The organism is Xanthobacter flavus (assembly GCF_017875275.1).
Taxonomy (GTDB): Bacteria; Pseudomonadota; Alphaproteobacteria; order Rhizobiales; family Xanthobacteraceae; genus Xanthobacter; species Xanthobacter flavus_A.
In genome coordinates, this window is the sequence record NZ_JAGGML010000001.1 from 4,253,643 (window position 1) to 4,269,502 (window position 15,860).

The following is a 15,860-nucleotide window of genomic DNA, read 5'->3' on the forward strand; positions in this document are numbered from 1 at the left end:
CATCCCTAAACCATCTGTGTGGATGGTAGATGGCCCTGCCAGTCGCCCTGCACAAGGGGCTCCGGTGAAGGTTTTTGTCGCGTCAGGACCCGAGCCGTACGTGGACGGCACGCTCTCCCGGTTCATCCCGCAGCGGGATGAGGAGCGGGCTTGTGGACAGTGCAACACCGTCGAGGGTTGCCGAAGCAATGCCCCGGCTCACCCCCTTCGGATTGTCCACGGTGATGCGATAGCGCGCCGCGCCATGGCGGATCGTGAGATCGAACCCGGGCCAGTCCCGCGGAATGCAGGGATCAAGGCGCAGCATGTCCCCTTCCTTGCGCAAGCCCAGGATGCTCTCGATCCCCGCCCGCTGCATCCATCCCGCGGAGCCGGTGTACCAGGTCCAGCCACCGCGGCCCGCGTGGGGCGGCTCAGAATAGATGTCGGCAGCGAGCACGTAGGGTTCGACCTTGTAGCGCACCACGTCCGAGCGAGTGCGCGCGTGATTGATGGGATTGAGCATGGAGAACAGGTCCGAGGCCTTGTCGCCTTCTCCCAGGGCCGCGAACGCCATCACGGACCAAAGCGCCGCATGGGTGTATTGGCCGCCATTCTCGCGGATGCCCGGCGGATAGCCTTTGATGTAGCCGGGATCCAGCAGCGTCCTGTCGAAGGGCGGCGTGAACAGCAGCGCCAGCCCTTCCCCCGGCCGGATCAGCTCCCGCTCCACGGCCGCCATGGCGCGGACCGCCCGCGCGGGATCGCCCGCGCCGGAGAGCACCGCCCAGGACTGGGCGATGGAATCGATGCGGCATTCGTCGCTCATGGCCGAGCCGAGCGGGGTGCCATCATCGAAGAAGGCGCGGCGGTACCAGTCTCCATCCCACGCCGTGCGCTCGAGGGCGGCTTGAAGTCCTTCCGCATGGGCGCGCCAGCGCGCGGCCCGACCATCCTCTCCCCTTGCTTCAGCGAGGGGCGCAAACGCTGTCAGCGCAGCATGCAGGAACCAGGCGAGCCAGACGCTCTCGCCTTCGCCGCCTTCGCCCACACGGTTCATGCCATCGTTCCAGTCCCCGGTGCCGATCAGCGGCAGGCCGTGCCGCCCGAGCGCGAGGCTCTCGTCCAGTGCGCGGGCGCAGTGCTCGAAAAGGGATGCAGACTGATCGGACACACTGGGCGGGAAGAAGGCCTCATGCTCGCCGGGATGGAGCCTCTGTCCTTCCAGGAAGGGCACCGCCTCATCGAGGACCGCGCCATCGCCGCTCACCTTCATATAGTGTGCGGTGGCATAAGCGAGCCAGGCCCGATCGTCGGAGATGCGGGTGCGCACGCCGCGGCCGGAATGGGGCAGCCACCAATGCTGCACGTCGCCCTCCACGAACTGCCGCCCGGCGGCGCGCAGGAGATGGGCGCGCGTCATGTCGGGACGCAGCGGCGCCAGGGCCATGCCATCCTGCAGTTGATCACGGAAGCCGTAGGCCCCGCTTGCCTGGTAGAAAGCCGAGCGCGCCCACACCCGGCAGGCAAGCGACTGGTAGAGCAGCCAGCCGTTCAGCATGATGTCCATGGCGCGGTCGGGTGTGTGCACCTCGACGGCGCCGAGGATGGCGTCCCAGCCTCGGGTCACTTCGGCGAGGACCGCGTCGAGGTCGGCGGCGCGGAACCGGGCGATCAGTTCGCGGGCCTCCGCCGCATCGGCGCCCTGGCCAAGCAGGATGACGATTTCCGCGCTGGCGTTGGGGCGCAGATCCACCGTGGTGCGCATGGCGCCGCAGGGGTCCAGACCCGCTCCCACCAGCCCGGAGAACCGTCCGCCCCGCAGCATCGCCGCGGGCGCGGCGAGGGTACCGTTCCGGCCGATGAATTCGCTGCGGTCGCCCGTCCAGTCGGTCTGGTGTCCGGCCATGTCGAGGAAAGCGACGCGGGCGCCGAAATCCCCATTCCAGGGATTGCGGGCGAACAGCGCGCCGGTCTCGTCGTCGATGCCCGTGGTCACGAACGGAGAAGTTGCGGCGCGTGACGGGCCAAGCACCCATTCCACATAGGCCGCGAGGGAGATCCGGCGCGGGCGATGGGTCATGTTGCGCACCTTCAGGCGCGCGATCTTGATCGAGCCTTCCACCGGCACGAACTGGATGAGATCGCTGGCGATCCCGTGTGCCGCGTGGGTGAAGGCGCTGTAGCCGCGCCCGTGCCGGGCGACGTAGGTCGCCGCCTCGTCGCGCATGGGCAAGGCGGTGGGCGTCCAGACGGCGCCGGTCTCGTCGTCGCGCAGGTAGAAGGCTTCGCCGCTCCGGTCGGTGACGGGATCGTTGGACCAGGGGGTGATGAGGTTCTCCCGGCTGTTCTCAGCCCAGGTGCAGCCGCTGCCTTCGGTGGCCACGTGGAAGCCGAACGCGGGGTTGGCGACGACATTGATCCACGGCGCCGGGGTGGACCGGCCCGGGCCGAGCACAGTCACATATTCGCGCCCATTGTCGGCGAAGCCGCCAAGGCCGTTGAAGAATTCCAGCTCCGGCACGACGGGCGGCGGCTCCGGCACCACCACGCGACGCTTGGGCGGGGCGCTGGCGGCGAATTCGGCTTCGCTGATCCGATCCAGCTGCTCCACGAGGCTGCCGCGCTGCGCCACGAGGACGATGCGGGCGATGGAGGACAGGAGCGACCGCGTTTCCCCCGGAATGAGATCGGCCCGCAGCACGAAGACGCGCCCCGTGGGCCCGTTTCGCTCCGTCTGCGGCTGCGAGCGGCTGGTGCGTACGAGGGCCTCGATGGCGATCTGCAGATCCTGCACATAGGACGACTGGCGTTCATTGAGGATCACAAAATCCACCGCCAGCTGCTTCATGCGCCAATATGCGTGCGCCTTAAGCAGTTCGTGGGCGACATCGATGTCTTCGAGGTCGGAAATGCGCAGCAGCACGATGGGGAGGTCGCCGGAAATGCTCTGCGCCCAGAGGCCGGACTGCGGCCCCCCGCCGCGCAGGAGGGTGTCGGACGACGGGCGCAGCGTTGGCGCAGCGTAGATCGCATAGCCGGCGAGCCGCTGATATGTGGCCGCATCGCTCGCGGTGATGCCGAGGTGGTAGAGCTCGACCTGAGCCTGCGTCCAGGCGAGGGTAGCCGCGCGGCTGTAGGCAGCCGTGTCGCGATGCTTGTCGATGCCGTCCAGCAGCGCGCTGCGGCTGGACGTGGCCATGGTCCAGTACGCAATCCGCGCCATGCCGCCCGGCTCGATCCTCACGCGCCGGCGCAGGGCGAAGATGGGGTCCAGCACCCTGCCGGTGGTGTTGGAGAGGGGCCGCCCGTCGATGATCGCGATGGGGTCGCGCACGCCATGGCCGCGGCCGAGGAAGCGGGCCCGGTCGGTTTCGATCTCCGGCCCAGCCACGGCCTCGCCATCCAGCACGCTGAAATGGGCGGCCCAGATTTCCGGCTCGCCCGGTGAGCGCCGCCGGCGCGTCGCGAGGATCGCGCCGATGTCGGAGAGGTATTCGGTCTCGACGAAGAGCTTGGAAAAGGCAGGGTGGGCGATGTCGGAGGACTGGGGCGCCAGCACCAGCTCGGCGTAGGAGGTGATTTCCAGCTCCCGCCAGCGGGTGCCAGTGTTGGAGATCGAGACGCGGCGCACCTCGGCATCGTCCTCGGCGGAGACGAGCACATCCAGCGTGGTCTCCAGAGTGCCGTCGCGGCGCGCGAATTCCGCGCGGTCCTCGTGGAAGGTCACATGATAGGCGGCCGGCTCGACGCCGCTCGGCTGGGCCCCGCACGACCAGACCTCTCCGCTGTGCACGTCGCGGATGAAGACATAGGAGCCGTAGTCATCGCAGGTCGGATCCTCACGCCAGCGGGTGACGGCGAAGTCGCCCCAGCGGCTGTAGCCGGAGCTGGCGGCCGTCAGCATGGCGCAATAGCGCCCGTTGGAGAGCAGGTGGGTGGCGGGCGTTGCCTGCCGCGCAGAGGTGAAGGTGCGGCCGGCAGGTGGATCCAGATCGCGGGCGCGGGCCGTCGAGCGCCCGTCCGCCGACCAGGGGCGAACCACGGCCACGTCGCGGGGCGTGCGCTCCTGCAGCAGCAGTTCCGTCGCCTGGATCAACGGCTCGGCGTGGAAGCGCGCGCGCATGATGCCGCCCATCAGCGTGTCGGCGATGGCGACGATGGTCATGCCCTGATGGTGCGCCATGAAGGCCTTCACCACGGCATGCCGCGCGCCCACCGGGACGCGGCTCGTGGTGTAGTCCAGCGCTTCGTAGAAGCCGTAGCGGCCACGGCCGCCGGCCTCCCGGAGCCGGGCAAGATTGGCGCAGGCGGCGATCGGGTCGGCCATGGCGGCAAGAGCGGTCGCGTAGGGCGCGACCACCAGATTGTCGCCCAGCCCCCGCTTCAGCCCCAGGCCGGGAACGCCGAAATTGGAGTATTGATAGGTGAGTTCCAGGTTGCGGGCGTTGTAGGCGGATTCGGAAATCCCCCACGGCACCCGCAGGTCGGCCGCATAGTCGATCTGCCGGCGCACCACGAGCCGGTTGGTCTGGTCGAGCAGGCTGCCGGCGGGCGCACGCATGATCAGCGACGGCATCAGATACTCAAACATGGAGCCCGACCACGAGATCAGCGCGCCGCCATGGGCGATGGGCGTCACCGAGCGCCCGAGGCGGAACCAGTGCTTGGCGGGGACATCCCCCTTGGCGATGGCGAAGAAGCTGGCGAGGCGGGCTTCCGAGGCGAGAAGATCGTAGCAGCTGGGGTCGAGCGTCCCCTCCGCCACCAGATAGCCGATGGACAACAGGTTGCGGTCGCGGGACAGGAGGAAGCCGAACTCCATCTCAAGCGCCATGGCGCGGGCCGCATCCTCAAGTGCGGCGAGGCGGGAGGCGAGCGCGGTCTCCTGGGTCTGGCTGTGTGCGAGGTCCCGGCGATGGCTGGCGATGATGTCGAGGCTGGCCCGCGCCCAGAACAGCATATCCGCGCCGGCAGCGTCGCCGCGCTCGGTGGCGAGGGCGAGGGCGATATCCATCATGGTGTCCGCGCCGGCGGCGAGATCGGCGAGCCGGAGGGCGAGATCCTCGTCCGCGTGTGAGGCCCGGCGCGCGCCGGCGGCAAGGGCGGCGAGGGTCTCGTCCAGCTGCGGGAGGGTCACCGTCTGGGTGCGCCGTCCGTCGGCGAGGAGGCCGGCCTCCTCGCGGGTCAGGTCCAGCGCATCGGCAATGCCGGCCAGACGCTGCGCGATGGGCTGCTCGGACGCATTCCACGCATGGAGCGCGTTGGCGAGCGCGATAAGGTGCCCGGCGAGGTTGCCGCTGTCGACCGTGGAGACGTATTTCGGGTCGAGCGGGCGCAGGTCACTTGTATCATACCAATTGAAGAAGTGGCCGCGGAAGCGGGGAAGTCGCGCCATGGTGGCAAGGCTCGCTTCCAGCCGCCCCAAAGCGGCATCGGTGCCGAGCCATCCGAAATCGCGGGCGCTCGCGATGGAGAGAAGATAGAGGCCCATATTGGTGGGCGACGTCCGGTGCGCCACCACGGGCGCAGGGTCTTCCTGAAAGTTGTCCGGCGGCAAATGATGGTCGGACGCCGTCACGAACGTCTCGAAGAACCGCCATGTGCGCCGCGCGGTCAGCCGCAGGGTCTGTGCCTGGGCGTCGGACATTTCCAGCTGGCCTGCCGGATGGGGCGCACGGCTGATGCGGTAAGCCACGGCTGGCGATGCAGCCCACGCCACGGCAAACACGGCCGCGAGCGGCCAGGCGCCCTCTCCCGCGACGGCCGCGACAGCCACCGCGACCGCAGCGATGACCAAGCCTCCGGCCATCCGGCGGTAGGAGCCCGCAAGGTCGAGGTGCCGGGCAAGGCTCGCCTGCGCGGCGGGCACCCATTCCAGCAGGTGGCTGCGGGTGACCAGCAGCCGCCACAGGGTGCGCACGATGGCATCGCCCATCAGCCAGGCCTCGTAGGCGAGGAACACCACATTGAGCGAGGATTGCAGCGTCGCCAGCCTGAGGTCGGCCAGCAGGGCGCGCAGATGGCTGACAGCTGCGATGCCGCGCTGGCGGGGCACGATGGCCGCGAGAACCGGAATGAAGTGCGGCAGCGCGAGGGTGAACAGCACGGCGGCGGTCCAGAACAGCGCGGCGGCGAACGGCAGCGTCCACCCGGCGACCAGAGCCGCAACGGCGAGCGGCGCCGAGAGCGAGCGGCGCAGATTGTCGAGCATCTTCCAGCGCCCCATGACGGGCATGGTGTCGAAGCCGGGGGCGGCGCCGGGAAGCTTGGGGCCGCGTCCGAGTATCCAGGGCAGAAGCTGCCAGTCGCCCCGCGCCCAGCGATGGCGCCGCAGGGCGCTGACGTCGTAGCGGGCGGGAAACTCCTCCACCACTTCCACATCGGAGGCGAGGCCCGCGCGCGCAAACACCCCTTCAAACAGATCATGGCTGAGCAGGGTGGAATCCGGCACGCGCCCGTTCAGCGCCGCCTCGAAGGCGTCCACGTCGTAGATGCCCTTGCCGACATAGGAGCCCTCGCCTGACAGGTCCTGATAGACGTCGGACACCGCCGAACCGTAGGGGTCGATGCCGCTCATGGAGGAAAATGTGCGCTGGAACAGGGATCCCTCCTCGCCCATGGGCAGAGAGGGCGTTACGCGCGGCTGCAGCACACCATAGCCTTCCACTACGCGGCCCGCCGCCGCATCGAAGCGGGGTCGGTTGAGCGGATGGGCCATCTTGCCGATGAGCCGGCGGACCGTGTCGCGCGGCAGCCGGGTGTCGGCATCCAGGGTCACCACATAGCGCACGCCCTCCGGCAGGCTCGGCGGAGATCCGGCGATGTCCACGAACGTGGTGTCGGTGGCGCCGCGCAGCAGGCGGTTCAGCTCATGCAGCTTGCCGCGCTTGCGCTCCCAGCCGATCCAGCGCGCCTCGCCCGCATTCCACACCCGCCGCCGGTGCAGCAGGGCGAACCGGGCACCGCCCGGCGCGGGCCCGTAGCGCGCGTTGAGGGCTGCGATCCCCGCCGCAGCCTCGGCGAGCAGGGCGTCGTCGCCGTCCGCATGCTCCGTCTCGGAATCGGTCCAGTCGGACAAAAGAGCGAAATGCAGGTCGCCTTCGGGGCTGGCGAGGTGATGAATCTCCAGCCGTTCGACATTCTCCGCGATGGATGGGGGACTCGTCAGCAAGGTGGGCACCGCCACCAGGGTGCGCAGATGGGAGGGAACGCCATCGCGCAGCTCAAGCGCCGGCAGGGCCGTTGCCCCGAAGCCGAAGCTCATGGCGCGATTGACCAGGGCCACCGCGGCATCGATGGCCGGCACCGATCCGAGCAGAGTGAGAATAACGAGCTGTGCCGCACCGACGCCGGCGGCACCGAGGGCGAGAAGCGGCAGGGCCAGAAGCACTGCTGCCGCGATGGCGATGGCGGCCACATAGCCGCCGACGCCGAAAGCCCGGTTCAGGTGGGTGGAGATATTGCGGATGGGCAGGCGAAATCCGACCTGACGTTCGAAGGCGCGCCGTCCGCTTCCAATCAGGTGATAGCCGGGCTCGCAGTCACGCGGGAGCGGCTCCTGATGGGGATGCGCAGCGCAGGCACTCTCGATTGCGGCAATGGCCTCCCGGGCGATGTCGAGTTCGCTGTGCCGGGACCCGCGCGCCAGTTGCTCGATGGCGTCCCGGTAGAGATTGCGGGTCGGAAAATCCATGGCGTCATAGTCGCTTCCGGCGGACAGCAAAGCGTGGACGAGGCTGGTGCGCTCGAAGACGTCCTGCCAGTCCAGGTCGGAGATCAGCCGCAGGCTGGTGATGATGTTGCGGATGGTGACGTTCGCCGCACCCTGGCTGCGGTGCACGTCGCGCACCACCGTGTCGGCTGTCGTGTGGCGCGCCGCCAGGCGCTGGTCGAGCCAGACCAAAGCCGGAGTGATCCGCGGGTCCTGATCGCGCAGCCGGTGAACCAGCTGGACGGCGAAGGCGTCGGAGATCTGACCCTGCTCATGCTTGCCGAGCACGCGTTCGACCGGCTCGCCGGGTGTCCCGCCGACGCCCAGCAGCCGATCGGCCAGCGCATCAGCCTCGCGCCGGGCGATCCGGTCGTCGACGATCGCCTCGGCCAGGCGCCGGAGATTCTCGATGAGCACGATCCGCAAGGTGATGGAGACCGCCCACAGCTCGCCGATAGTGAGCGGCTGGATCTCCTGATAGGCCGTGAGATAGCGCGTCAGCATCTCCGGATCGAAACGGCTGTCGGTATGGGCCACGAAAGCCCATGCCACGCCGAACACGCGCGGATACCCCGCGAACGGCCCGCCGGCGAGCTTGGGAAGCTGGCGGTAGTAGCCCGGCGGCAGATCGGAGCGGATCTCCCGGATCTGCTTTTCCACCAGATGATAGTTGTCGATCAGCCATTCCGCCGACGGGGTGATGGCGCCGCCTTCCGCGACGGATGTGGCGATGGCGCGGTAGGCGGCCAGCAGAATGGCGCCATTGTCGGCGAGGCGGGCGGAGAGTGCGTGTCCCCGGGCGAGCCGCGGTTCCACCATCTGGGCGGACGCAAGGCTGCGGGCGTGCTCTTCAAGCCTTTCCGAACCGAACAGTTCCTCGCGGATGGGCTGCTGATCCCACGGCGAGGATGCGGGTGTGCGCCCGAAGACACTGAGAAGAAGGGAAAGCAAATGGACCTTTCTGCCGCGTGGTGCGGCCGGTGATCGGCCGTGCGGAAAGCGCTGTCGATGTGCACAGCTTCGCGTGCGGTCTCATGACCGGCGGGACACCGCCCTAATCCTGAATGGTGTCCGCGAAGGCCCGGGCGAAGCGGACGGCAAGGGCGCGGGCGTCGGCCTGGAGTTGCTCGGTGCTCTTGGGAGCGGCCGCGCTATTGCGGACAGGAATCTCGAGCGTGAGGCTGCCGCCGCCGCTGTCCTGCTCGCGCCAGATGACCCGGGCGAGGACGTGCTCCGCGTCGAGCGACTGGAAAACGATCTGGAGGCCCTTGTTCATGCGATCGAACGCCTTTCTTGCCGGAGGCACGGCGTGCGACGCACCGCTCGCGTGCGATCGCGCGAAGGGGGCCGGGGCGCCGGCCGATGGTGGGTCCTAGAAGTCGGACGTGGACAGGCGGTGGAAGCTTTGCCGCCGCCGCGCGTAGACGCCGCTCGCGGCGCGCTCGATCCGCTGCCGGTTGGTGTCGAAGGTGCGCAGGGAGGCCGCCTCGTCCTGGCCGCTCTGGGGACTGAACCGCGTCAGGACATCAGCGTCGAGATGGAACGCGACTTCGAAGGCGGAATCGTGCCCCCAGAAGGTCACGCAGCGCCTGACGGGATCAAAGACGCGGCTGGCATTGGGAAACTAAAGGGTCATGGAAGCCTCCTGTTTACGGCCCATCCGTCAAAGGAGGAGCGCGTCCGCCGAAGGGGCTTCACGCGCCCTCGCGGATGTCTGCTGGTCCTTCAAGACGGCGGCATCGAGTTCGGCGGCATTCACCGAAAGGCACTTGCTTCGACCCGGAGGCGCCGCGAGAGCGGGCGTGTGCAGCATCGTCGCCATGCGCCGGTAGGCCAGGAATGAGACGCCGAGAAGCTGCTCCTCGTCGATGACGAGTCGGTAGGTTCCCGCCGGGAGGTCGCCGTCCGTATCGCTGAGGTGGAAGGCGTGGTCGAACGTGACCGTGGTTTCACGGGTGCGGACGTTCATGACATCACCTCAGCCTTTCTTCTTGGGCGGCCCCAAGGAAACGGGAGACCCTTTCACGAACGACGCCGGCGGCTCGGGCACCTTGACCTTCTTCGGCTTCTTGGTTTCGCGATTGCCGCGCATCTGTCCTTTGGCCATGATCGTCTCCTCTCGGGCACGTGGGTCGATCCTGCCGGCGAAACGAAAAACGCCCTGCGACCATCAAGGGCCACAGGGCGTCGGGCGCTCTGCTAGGCAAAGGGATGGCACATCGCCACCGGGGCTGCCGGTACATCCGCGGTCAGCCTTCGGCAACAATGATCAGTCCGGCGCTCCTGAAAGACTCGGGCTGCCGGCCATTAGGTCAGCTCAGATCCTTGAGCATGTCCGCGGACATCTTCCCGCTCTTGCGATCGGCGACGAGCTCAAAGCCCACCTTCTGGCCTTCGCGCAGCTCGCCAAGGCCGGAGCGCTCGACAGCGCTGATATGGACGAACGCGTCATTGCCGCCCGCATCAGGAGCGATGAATCCAAAGCCCTTCTGGGCGTTGAACCACTTCACGGTTCCCTCAGTCATGGGAAACCCTCTCAATTTCGATAATTAGCTCACCGGCCCATGGCCAGTCGTCGACATCGCATTTTCTGGCGAGAATTTCTGGATGGGCGCAAAATACAAATCTGCGCAAAACCAATTGATCAGGCTTTGTATCGACCAAATCACTATGCTCCGATATCCGCGAATTAGCAACATTATTTATAGGTCAATCAATTCAACAAGGCCGCAGCCCGCCCATGTGCTAAGCTGATGGCCCCGCTCCCTTTGAGCAGACCTGACCCCAGGCTAGCCAGGTGCGCTTTTGTTTGCGCAGCCTGGCCAGACGCCCAAGCGCGGCAGAGCCCCACCGAGGCGCCCTTGATTCCTCTCCAGATCCGCCACACCACCACCTTTCGCTTCCATCGGCCGGTGATTCGCCCGGATGTTCCGCGGATAGCCCATGCTCCGGCAGATCCGTTCGATCATCAGCACGACGCTGCGCCGGTCGCGTCTATGACCGGTGACCGGAGATTACGTTCCTCAGCTGCTGTCCGATCGTCGAGGGCGGGGTGGCAAATTGAGGAGGGCAGAGCAGCCGTTGCGGGGCGGCTGTTCTGCCCCCATCCGCCTCCGGCGGAGGCAGATGCCGATGGTCTATTCAATTGGCATTCGATTTTAACGTGAACCCAGCGGTTTTGAGCGTCACAGGGCGCAACAAAAGCCCCTCGCGAATTCGCATTTTATCTGAGTCTGCGACTATGTCTCCGAGCAAAGACAACATCAACATCCGATCACTCGATGCGATAGATGTTTCGATGGCTGTAAACATGATAATTGCACGTTCCAGCGCCGCCAAGCGTTGCATTTTATCATTTCCTGCTAGGCAGATGGGCCGCGTCAGAATGGATTTCCATCTGCATCGCGAGCACCCCTGCGTCTCCCCTCCGAGGCAGATCTACGTTTTGCGGGATGGCGCAGGAATTCTGTCAGCTTTTTCTTCCGCAAGCAGGCGAATAAGAATTTTGCGGATGGTTGGGTCCGTTTCAGTCTCGATCTTTTTTTCAAAGTTCTTAATGTTATTGCGATGCACGAAGTCGTCATGAATGCTGGGCATTGCGCGCTCCTTTCCGGAGGGCAGTTCTCAGACGAAGCGCGACGTTACTCGTTTTACTACAATGCGTCCAACTATATGTACGTTGATCGTCGTGTTTTGCTGTTCCGCTCAAGCTGCCTATCTCGAACTTCTGTTCACCAGTTGGGGTGCTGAAAGCGCCGCTGCAGCCCCGGTGGACAGCAAACCGCCTGCGACCGGTTCCTCGATGCGGGCCGAAGTGCTTCAGGCCATCTCAACCTCGCGGATCGCGCTCCCATGGCCCGCGTGAGGCGGACGAATACCCTAGCCCTTGATAGGCCCCAGGTTAGGAGAGATGGGGCATCATGGCCAGCCCATGCCAGCCAAGCCAGGCGGTGTATAGCCCGACCATCAAGATAAGCGCGGCGGATGCATAGGGAGCACGCCGGGCGAAGGCGCTGAAGCCGGACCACCTCCGCGAGATATGCCGGACGCTGAGCGCGGCGAGCACGCCGGCCGATACCAGCGTGAGATCAAGGCCGATGCTGAAGCAAACCACCAGCACGAAGCCGATGCTCAACTGCTTGAGCTGCATGCAGATCAGCAGCACGGTGATGGCCGCAGGGCATGGGATCAGGTGAACCACCCCTAGATTCCTGGACACCTTCTTCCCTTCGGGCGGAGCACGGTGCGGATCGAGGGGAAGGCCAGCCTTCCCCGCCCTGTGATCTGGTGCAGCCGGTTGAGGATCGATACTGCCTGTCGGGGCAGGGGGCTCCGGTGCGGACGTCGCATCTTCATGCGCGCCGCCGGAATGGTCCATTCGGCCTTTTCCAGGTCGAACTCGCTCCATTCCGTCATCCTGATCTCGCCAGGCCTTGGAAAGAGGATCGGCATGAGCTGCAGCGCAGCTCTTGTCGTGGGTTGGGGGGAATGGTGCCGGATGAGGGGATCGAACCCCCGACCTTCGGTTTACAAAACCGCTGCACTACCGCTGTGCTAATCCGGCGGCCCCCATTCGGGTGCGTCTTTTCCTCTAGCAGCGGCGCCGCGCACGGACAAGCGCGGCGGTTGGGTCACATGAAAACGGCCCCGCCCGGGGGCGGAGCCGTTCGATCGGAGGCCGCGCAGCAGGGCTGCGCGGGTGCTCAGTGCCAGTGATCGATGTTGCGATCCTTGGTCTCGGGCACGAACAGAAGACCGATGACGAAGGTCATCAGCGCGATCACGATCGGGTACCAGAGGCCGTAGTAGATGTCGCCGGTGGCCGCCACCATGGCGAAGGCCGTCGCCGGAAGCAGGCCGCCGAACCAGCCGTTGCCGATGTGGTAGGGCAGCGACATGGAGGTGTAGCGGATGCGGGCCGGGAACAGCTCGACCAGAGCCGCCGCGATCGGTCCGTACACCATGGTCACGAACAGCACGAGGATGAACAACAGCCCGATCACCGCCGCCACCTGCGGGCGGAAGATGTCGAACGGATGCGCCATCTTCACGACGTCCTTGTTGGTCGCCGCGGACGGGTAGCCCGCCGACTGCAGCGCCGCCAGGGCGTTCTTGTTGAAGTCAGGCGTATAGGGGATCACGGTGTCGTTGATCTTCAGCTGCACCGGGGAACCGGCGGGGCCGGCCTCGGTCGAGTACTTCACCGAGGACTTCGCGAGGAAGTCGCGGGCGAGGTCGCAGGGCTGGCTGTAGATGCGGGTGCCCACCGGGTTGAACAGGCTTCCGCAGTTCGCCGGATCGGACACCACCGTGACCCGGATGTTCTGGATCGCCTTTTCCAGCGCCGGATTGGCGTAGGTGGTGATCATGTTGAACAGCGGGAAGTAGCTCGCCGCGGCAATCAGGCAGCCGGCGAGGATGATCGGCTTGCGGCCGATCTTGTCGGACAGCCAGCCGAAGAACACGAAGAAGCCCGTACCGAACACCAGCGACCACGCGATCAGCAGGTTCGAGGTGTAGCCATCGACCTTGAGGATCGATTGCAGGAAGAACAGGGCATAGAACTGGCCCGTGTACCAGACCACGCCCTGGCCGGCGACGAGGCCGAACAGCGCGATCAGCACGACCTTGAGGTTGCCCCACTTGGCGAAGGCCTCCGACAGCGGTGCCTTCGAGGTGGTGCCCTCTTCCTTCATCTTCTGGAAGGTCGGCGATTCGGAGAGCTGGAGACGAATCCAGACCGAGATGCCGAGCAGAGCGATGGAGACGAGGAACGGCACGCGCCAGCCCCAGGCCGCGAAATTCTGCTCGCCCACGATGGTGCGGGTGAACAGGATGACGATCAGCGAGAGGAACAGGCCGAGGGTCGCCGTGGTCTGGATCCACGAGGTGTAGAAGCCGCGGCGGCCGTGCGGGGCATGCTCGGCCACGTAGGTTGCAGCGCCGCCATACTCACCGCCGAGGGCGAGGCCCTGCAGCAGGCGCAGGGCGATGAGGATGATCGGAGCGGCGATGCCGATGGTGGCCGCGTTGGGCAGGATGCCGACGATGAAGGTCGACAGGCCCATGATGAGGATGGTGACGAGGAAGGTGTATTTGCGGCCCACGAGATCGCCGATGCGGCCGAACACGATGGCGCCGAAGGGGCGCACAAGGAAGCCGGCGGCGAAGGCCAGAAGGGCGAAGATGTCACGGGTGGCCGGCGGATAGGCCGAAAAGAACTGCGCGCCGATGATCGCCGCCAGCGAGCCGTACAGATAGAAATCGTACCACTCGAACACGGTGCCCAGGGACGAGGCGAAGATGACCTTCTTCTCCTCCCGGCTCATGGGGCGGGGCTTCGCTGCCGCCCCCGCTGTTGTCACGCTCATGGAACCACTCCCTCCCATCGCTTCGGGGCTCCGCCGCCGGCGGATGTCGGACCCAACAGGTCCTGCGGGAGAGGGTCTTTTCGGCGCAAGCCCACAAGGCCGTCCGCACGTGGCGTGCGGCGGATCTCAGGGCGTTCCTCCGGTAGACCCTCTGGGTTCCGCGTCATTGTTGGCGCGCGGATATCCCGCAGGGCTGGGCGCGCACGGCGCGCCGAGCGGTATCATGGCGAAGGTGTGGCGACCTTACGATTGGTCAATGGTCTTAGGTGCAGGGCGGAATTGTGGGTGCGCTGCAGCGCGGCTGCACGCCCCGGTTCCGCTGCGCTTCAGCTCTTCTTGAGTGCGCGGCGGGCGATGCCGAGGGCCAGGGCGGCGGCGTTGGACACGTTGAGGCTCTTGATGGCGCCCGGCAGGTCGATGCGGGCCAGCACGTCGCACGTCTCGCGGGTGAGCTGGCGCAGCCCCTTACCCTCGGCGCCCAGAACCAGGGCCAGCGGCGCCCTCAGGCCGGTGTCCTCGATGTCCGCCGGTCCGGCGCTGTCGAGGCCCACCACCAGCATGCCGTTGTCCTTCAGCTCGGTCAGGGCGCGGGAGAGATTCTGCACCAGGCAGAAAGGCACGTGCTCCAGCCCGCCGGACGCGCTCTTGGCCAGCACGCCGGTCGCCACCGGGCTGTGGCGCGCGGTGGTCACGATGGCGCTGACCCCGAAGGCCGCCGCCGAGCGCACGATGGCGCCGACATTGTGCGGGTCGGTGATCTGGTCGAGCACCAGCACGAGCTCGCTCTGCGCCAGGTCCTTCAGGGGCGGCGAGCGCAGGTGATCGACTTCCGCCAGCAGGCCCTGATGCACCGCGTCCGGTCCGAGCAGCTTGTCGATGTCGCCGGGGCGCACCAGCTCGGGCGTCACCGGAGGCACGAGGCCCTCCTCGGCGAGGCGGTGGATGGCGTTCTCCGTGGCCATCAGCTTGCGGAAGCGCCGCTTGGGATTGCCGATGGCCTCGGCGACCGTGTGCCAGCCATAGAGCAGGGCGACGTCCTCCGCCCCGGCCCACGGCGGTGGCTTGCCGCCGCCCTTGCCTTTGCGCGGGGGAAACGGCGCGCCGGATGGGCGCGTGCCGCCACGGCCGGCGAAGGGCGGGCGGGCGCCGGGGCGGCGCGGTTCGCGAGGCGGACGATCAGACATGCCGTGGCTTTGTCAGACGCGGCCGCCCGGCGCAAGGGGCGTCGCGGTGGGGACGGGCCTTTCGCGGCCGGCTGCGCCGGTGCGGGCCGCCAAGCCGTCCACAGGGCCGCGGGCGCTGGCGCATGAGGCGGCGATTTCCGGTTGACTTCGGGACGGTGTTTTCACATAAACCCGGCCTCGGATGGCGATTTGAGTTCAGGCTCTGCGTCACCTTCGGCCGCTGGGGCTTTCCTGCATCACCAGTCCGGCTCGAAGCCTTCCTGCTTCGGCATGAAGGTCCGCGATGACGGGCGTCGTTATGGAGGGGTGCCCGAGTGGTTAAAGGGGACGGACTGTAAATCCGTTGGCTCTGCCTACGTTGGTTCAAATCCAACCCCCTCCACCACCCGTCGTCGCGATACGCTCTCAGGGGCGCGGGACCGGTTGCGCCGGTCCCTGGAAGCAGGACGGCACCGGTCGATCCGGTCGCCTGCCACCTCTTCCGCCCTTAAGGCCGGCGTGTTAAGCCGGTCGGAATGCGGGTGTAGCTCAATGGTAGAGCAGCAGCCTTCCAAGCTGAATACGAGGGTTCGATTCCCTTCACCCGCTCCAGCTTCATCTGCCGAAAATCAG

9 protein-coding genes, 3 tRNA genes and 2 pseudogenes are annotated in these 15,860 nt (G+C 66.7%); 2 read left to right on the plus strand and 12 right to left on the minus strand.

The features are described from left to right. Positions 1 to 82: 82 nt before the first annotated feature. The 12 genes and pseudogenes from J2126_RS20090 to rlmB all read right to left on the minus strand — a co-directional run bounded on the left by J2126_RS20090 (position 83) and on the right by rlmB (position 15,248). The gene (locus J2126_RS20090) at positions 83 to 8,644 is read right to left on the minus strand and encodes a GH36-type glycosyl hydrolase domain-containing protein (protein WP_209488615.1); all 8,562 of its coding nucleotides are present in this window, start codon (positions 8,642 to 8,644) and stop codon (positions 83 to 85) included. Positions 8,645 to 8,747: 103 nt separating this feature from the next. Then, positions 8,748 to 8,969: a hypothetical protein gene (locus J2126_RS20095; protein WP_209488616.1), complete on the minus strand. Its 222-nt coding sequence runs from the start codon at positions 8,967 to 8,969 to the stop codon at positions 8,748 to 8,750. A gap of 96 nt (positions 8,970 to 9,065) precedes the next feature. Then, positions 9,066 to 9,305 (minus strand): annotated as a pseudogene (locus J2126_RS20100) (DUF1488 family protein); the annotation flags it as partial. A 51-nt stretch (positions 9,306 to 9,356) separates the two neighbouring features. Beyond that, on the minus strand, positions 9,357 to 9,662 hold the full coding sequence (locus J2126_RS20105; RefSeq protein ID WP_209488618.1) for a hypothetical protein: 306 nt from the start codon (positions 9,660 to 9,662) through the stop codon (positions 9,357 to 9,359). Between the two features lie 9 nt (positions 9,663 to 9,671). Continuing rightward, on the minus strand, positions 9,672 to 9,800 hold the full coding sequence (locus J2126_RS25685; protein WP_280938289.1) for a hypothetical protein: 129 nt from the start codon (positions 9,798 to 9,800) through the stop codon (positions 9,672 to 9,674). 205 nt (positions 9,801 to 10,005) lie between these two features. After that, complete coding sequence (locus J2126_RS20110) at positions 10,006 to 10,218, minus strand: cold-shock protein (RefSeq protein WP_024278065.1); 213 nt, start codon at positions 10,216 to 10,218, stop codon at positions 10,006 to 10,008. A gap of 616 nt (positions 10,219 to 10,834) precedes the next feature. Beyond that, positions 10,835 to 11,041 (minus strand): hypothetical protein, encoded by a 207-nt coding sequence (locus tag J2126_RS20115; RefSeq protein ID WP_209488619.1) that lies wholly within the window; start codon positions 11,039 to 11,041, stop codon positions 10,835 to 10,837. Between the two features lie 90 nt (positions 11,042 to 11,131). After that, the gene (locus tag J2126_RS20120) at positions 11,132 to 11,290 is read right to left on the minus strand and encodes a hypothetical protein (protein WP_209488620.1); all 159 of its coding nucleotides are present in this window, start codon (positions 11,288 to 11,290) and stop codon (positions 11,132 to 11,134) included. A 304-nt stretch (positions 11,291 to 11,594) separates the two neighbouring features. Further along, positions 11,595 to 11,885: pseudogene (locus J2126_RS20125) on the minus strand (nickel/cobalt efflux protein RcnA); the annotation flags it as partial. A 297-nt stretch (positions 11,886 to 12,182) separates the two neighbouring features. Continuing rightward, a tRNA-Thr gene (locus J2126_RS20130) sits at positions 12,183 to 12,257 on the minus strand. 139 nt (positions 12,258 to 12,396) lie between these two features. After that, positions 12,397 to 14,064, minus strand: coding sequence for an MFS transporter (locus J2126_RS20135; RefSeq protein WP_209488621.1), 1,668 nt, complete (start codon positions 14,062 to 14,064; stop codon positions 12,397 to 12,399). Between the two features lie 326 nt (positions 14,065 to 14,390). Further along, entirely contained in the window at positions 14,391 to 15,248 is an 858-nt protein-coding gene (gene rlmB / locus J2126_RS20140; RefSeq protein WP_209488622.1) for a 23S rRNA (guanosine(2251)-2'-O)-methyltransferase RlmB, read from the minus strand. Positions 15,249 to 15,548: 300 nt separating this feature from the next. On the opposite strand from rlmB, the gene J2126_RS20145 reads away from it, so the two are divergent. Both J2126_RS20145 and J2126_RS20150 read left to right on the plus strand, forming a co-directional pair. Then, positions 15,549 to 15,633: transfer RNA gene (locus tag J2126_RS20145), tRNA-Tyr, on the plus strand. Positions 15,634 to 15,765: 132 nt separating this feature from the next. After that, positions 15,766 to 15,839, plus strand: a tRNA-Gly gene (locus tag J2126_RS20150). The last annotated feature ends 21 nt before the right edge of the window (positions 15,840 to 15,860 follow it).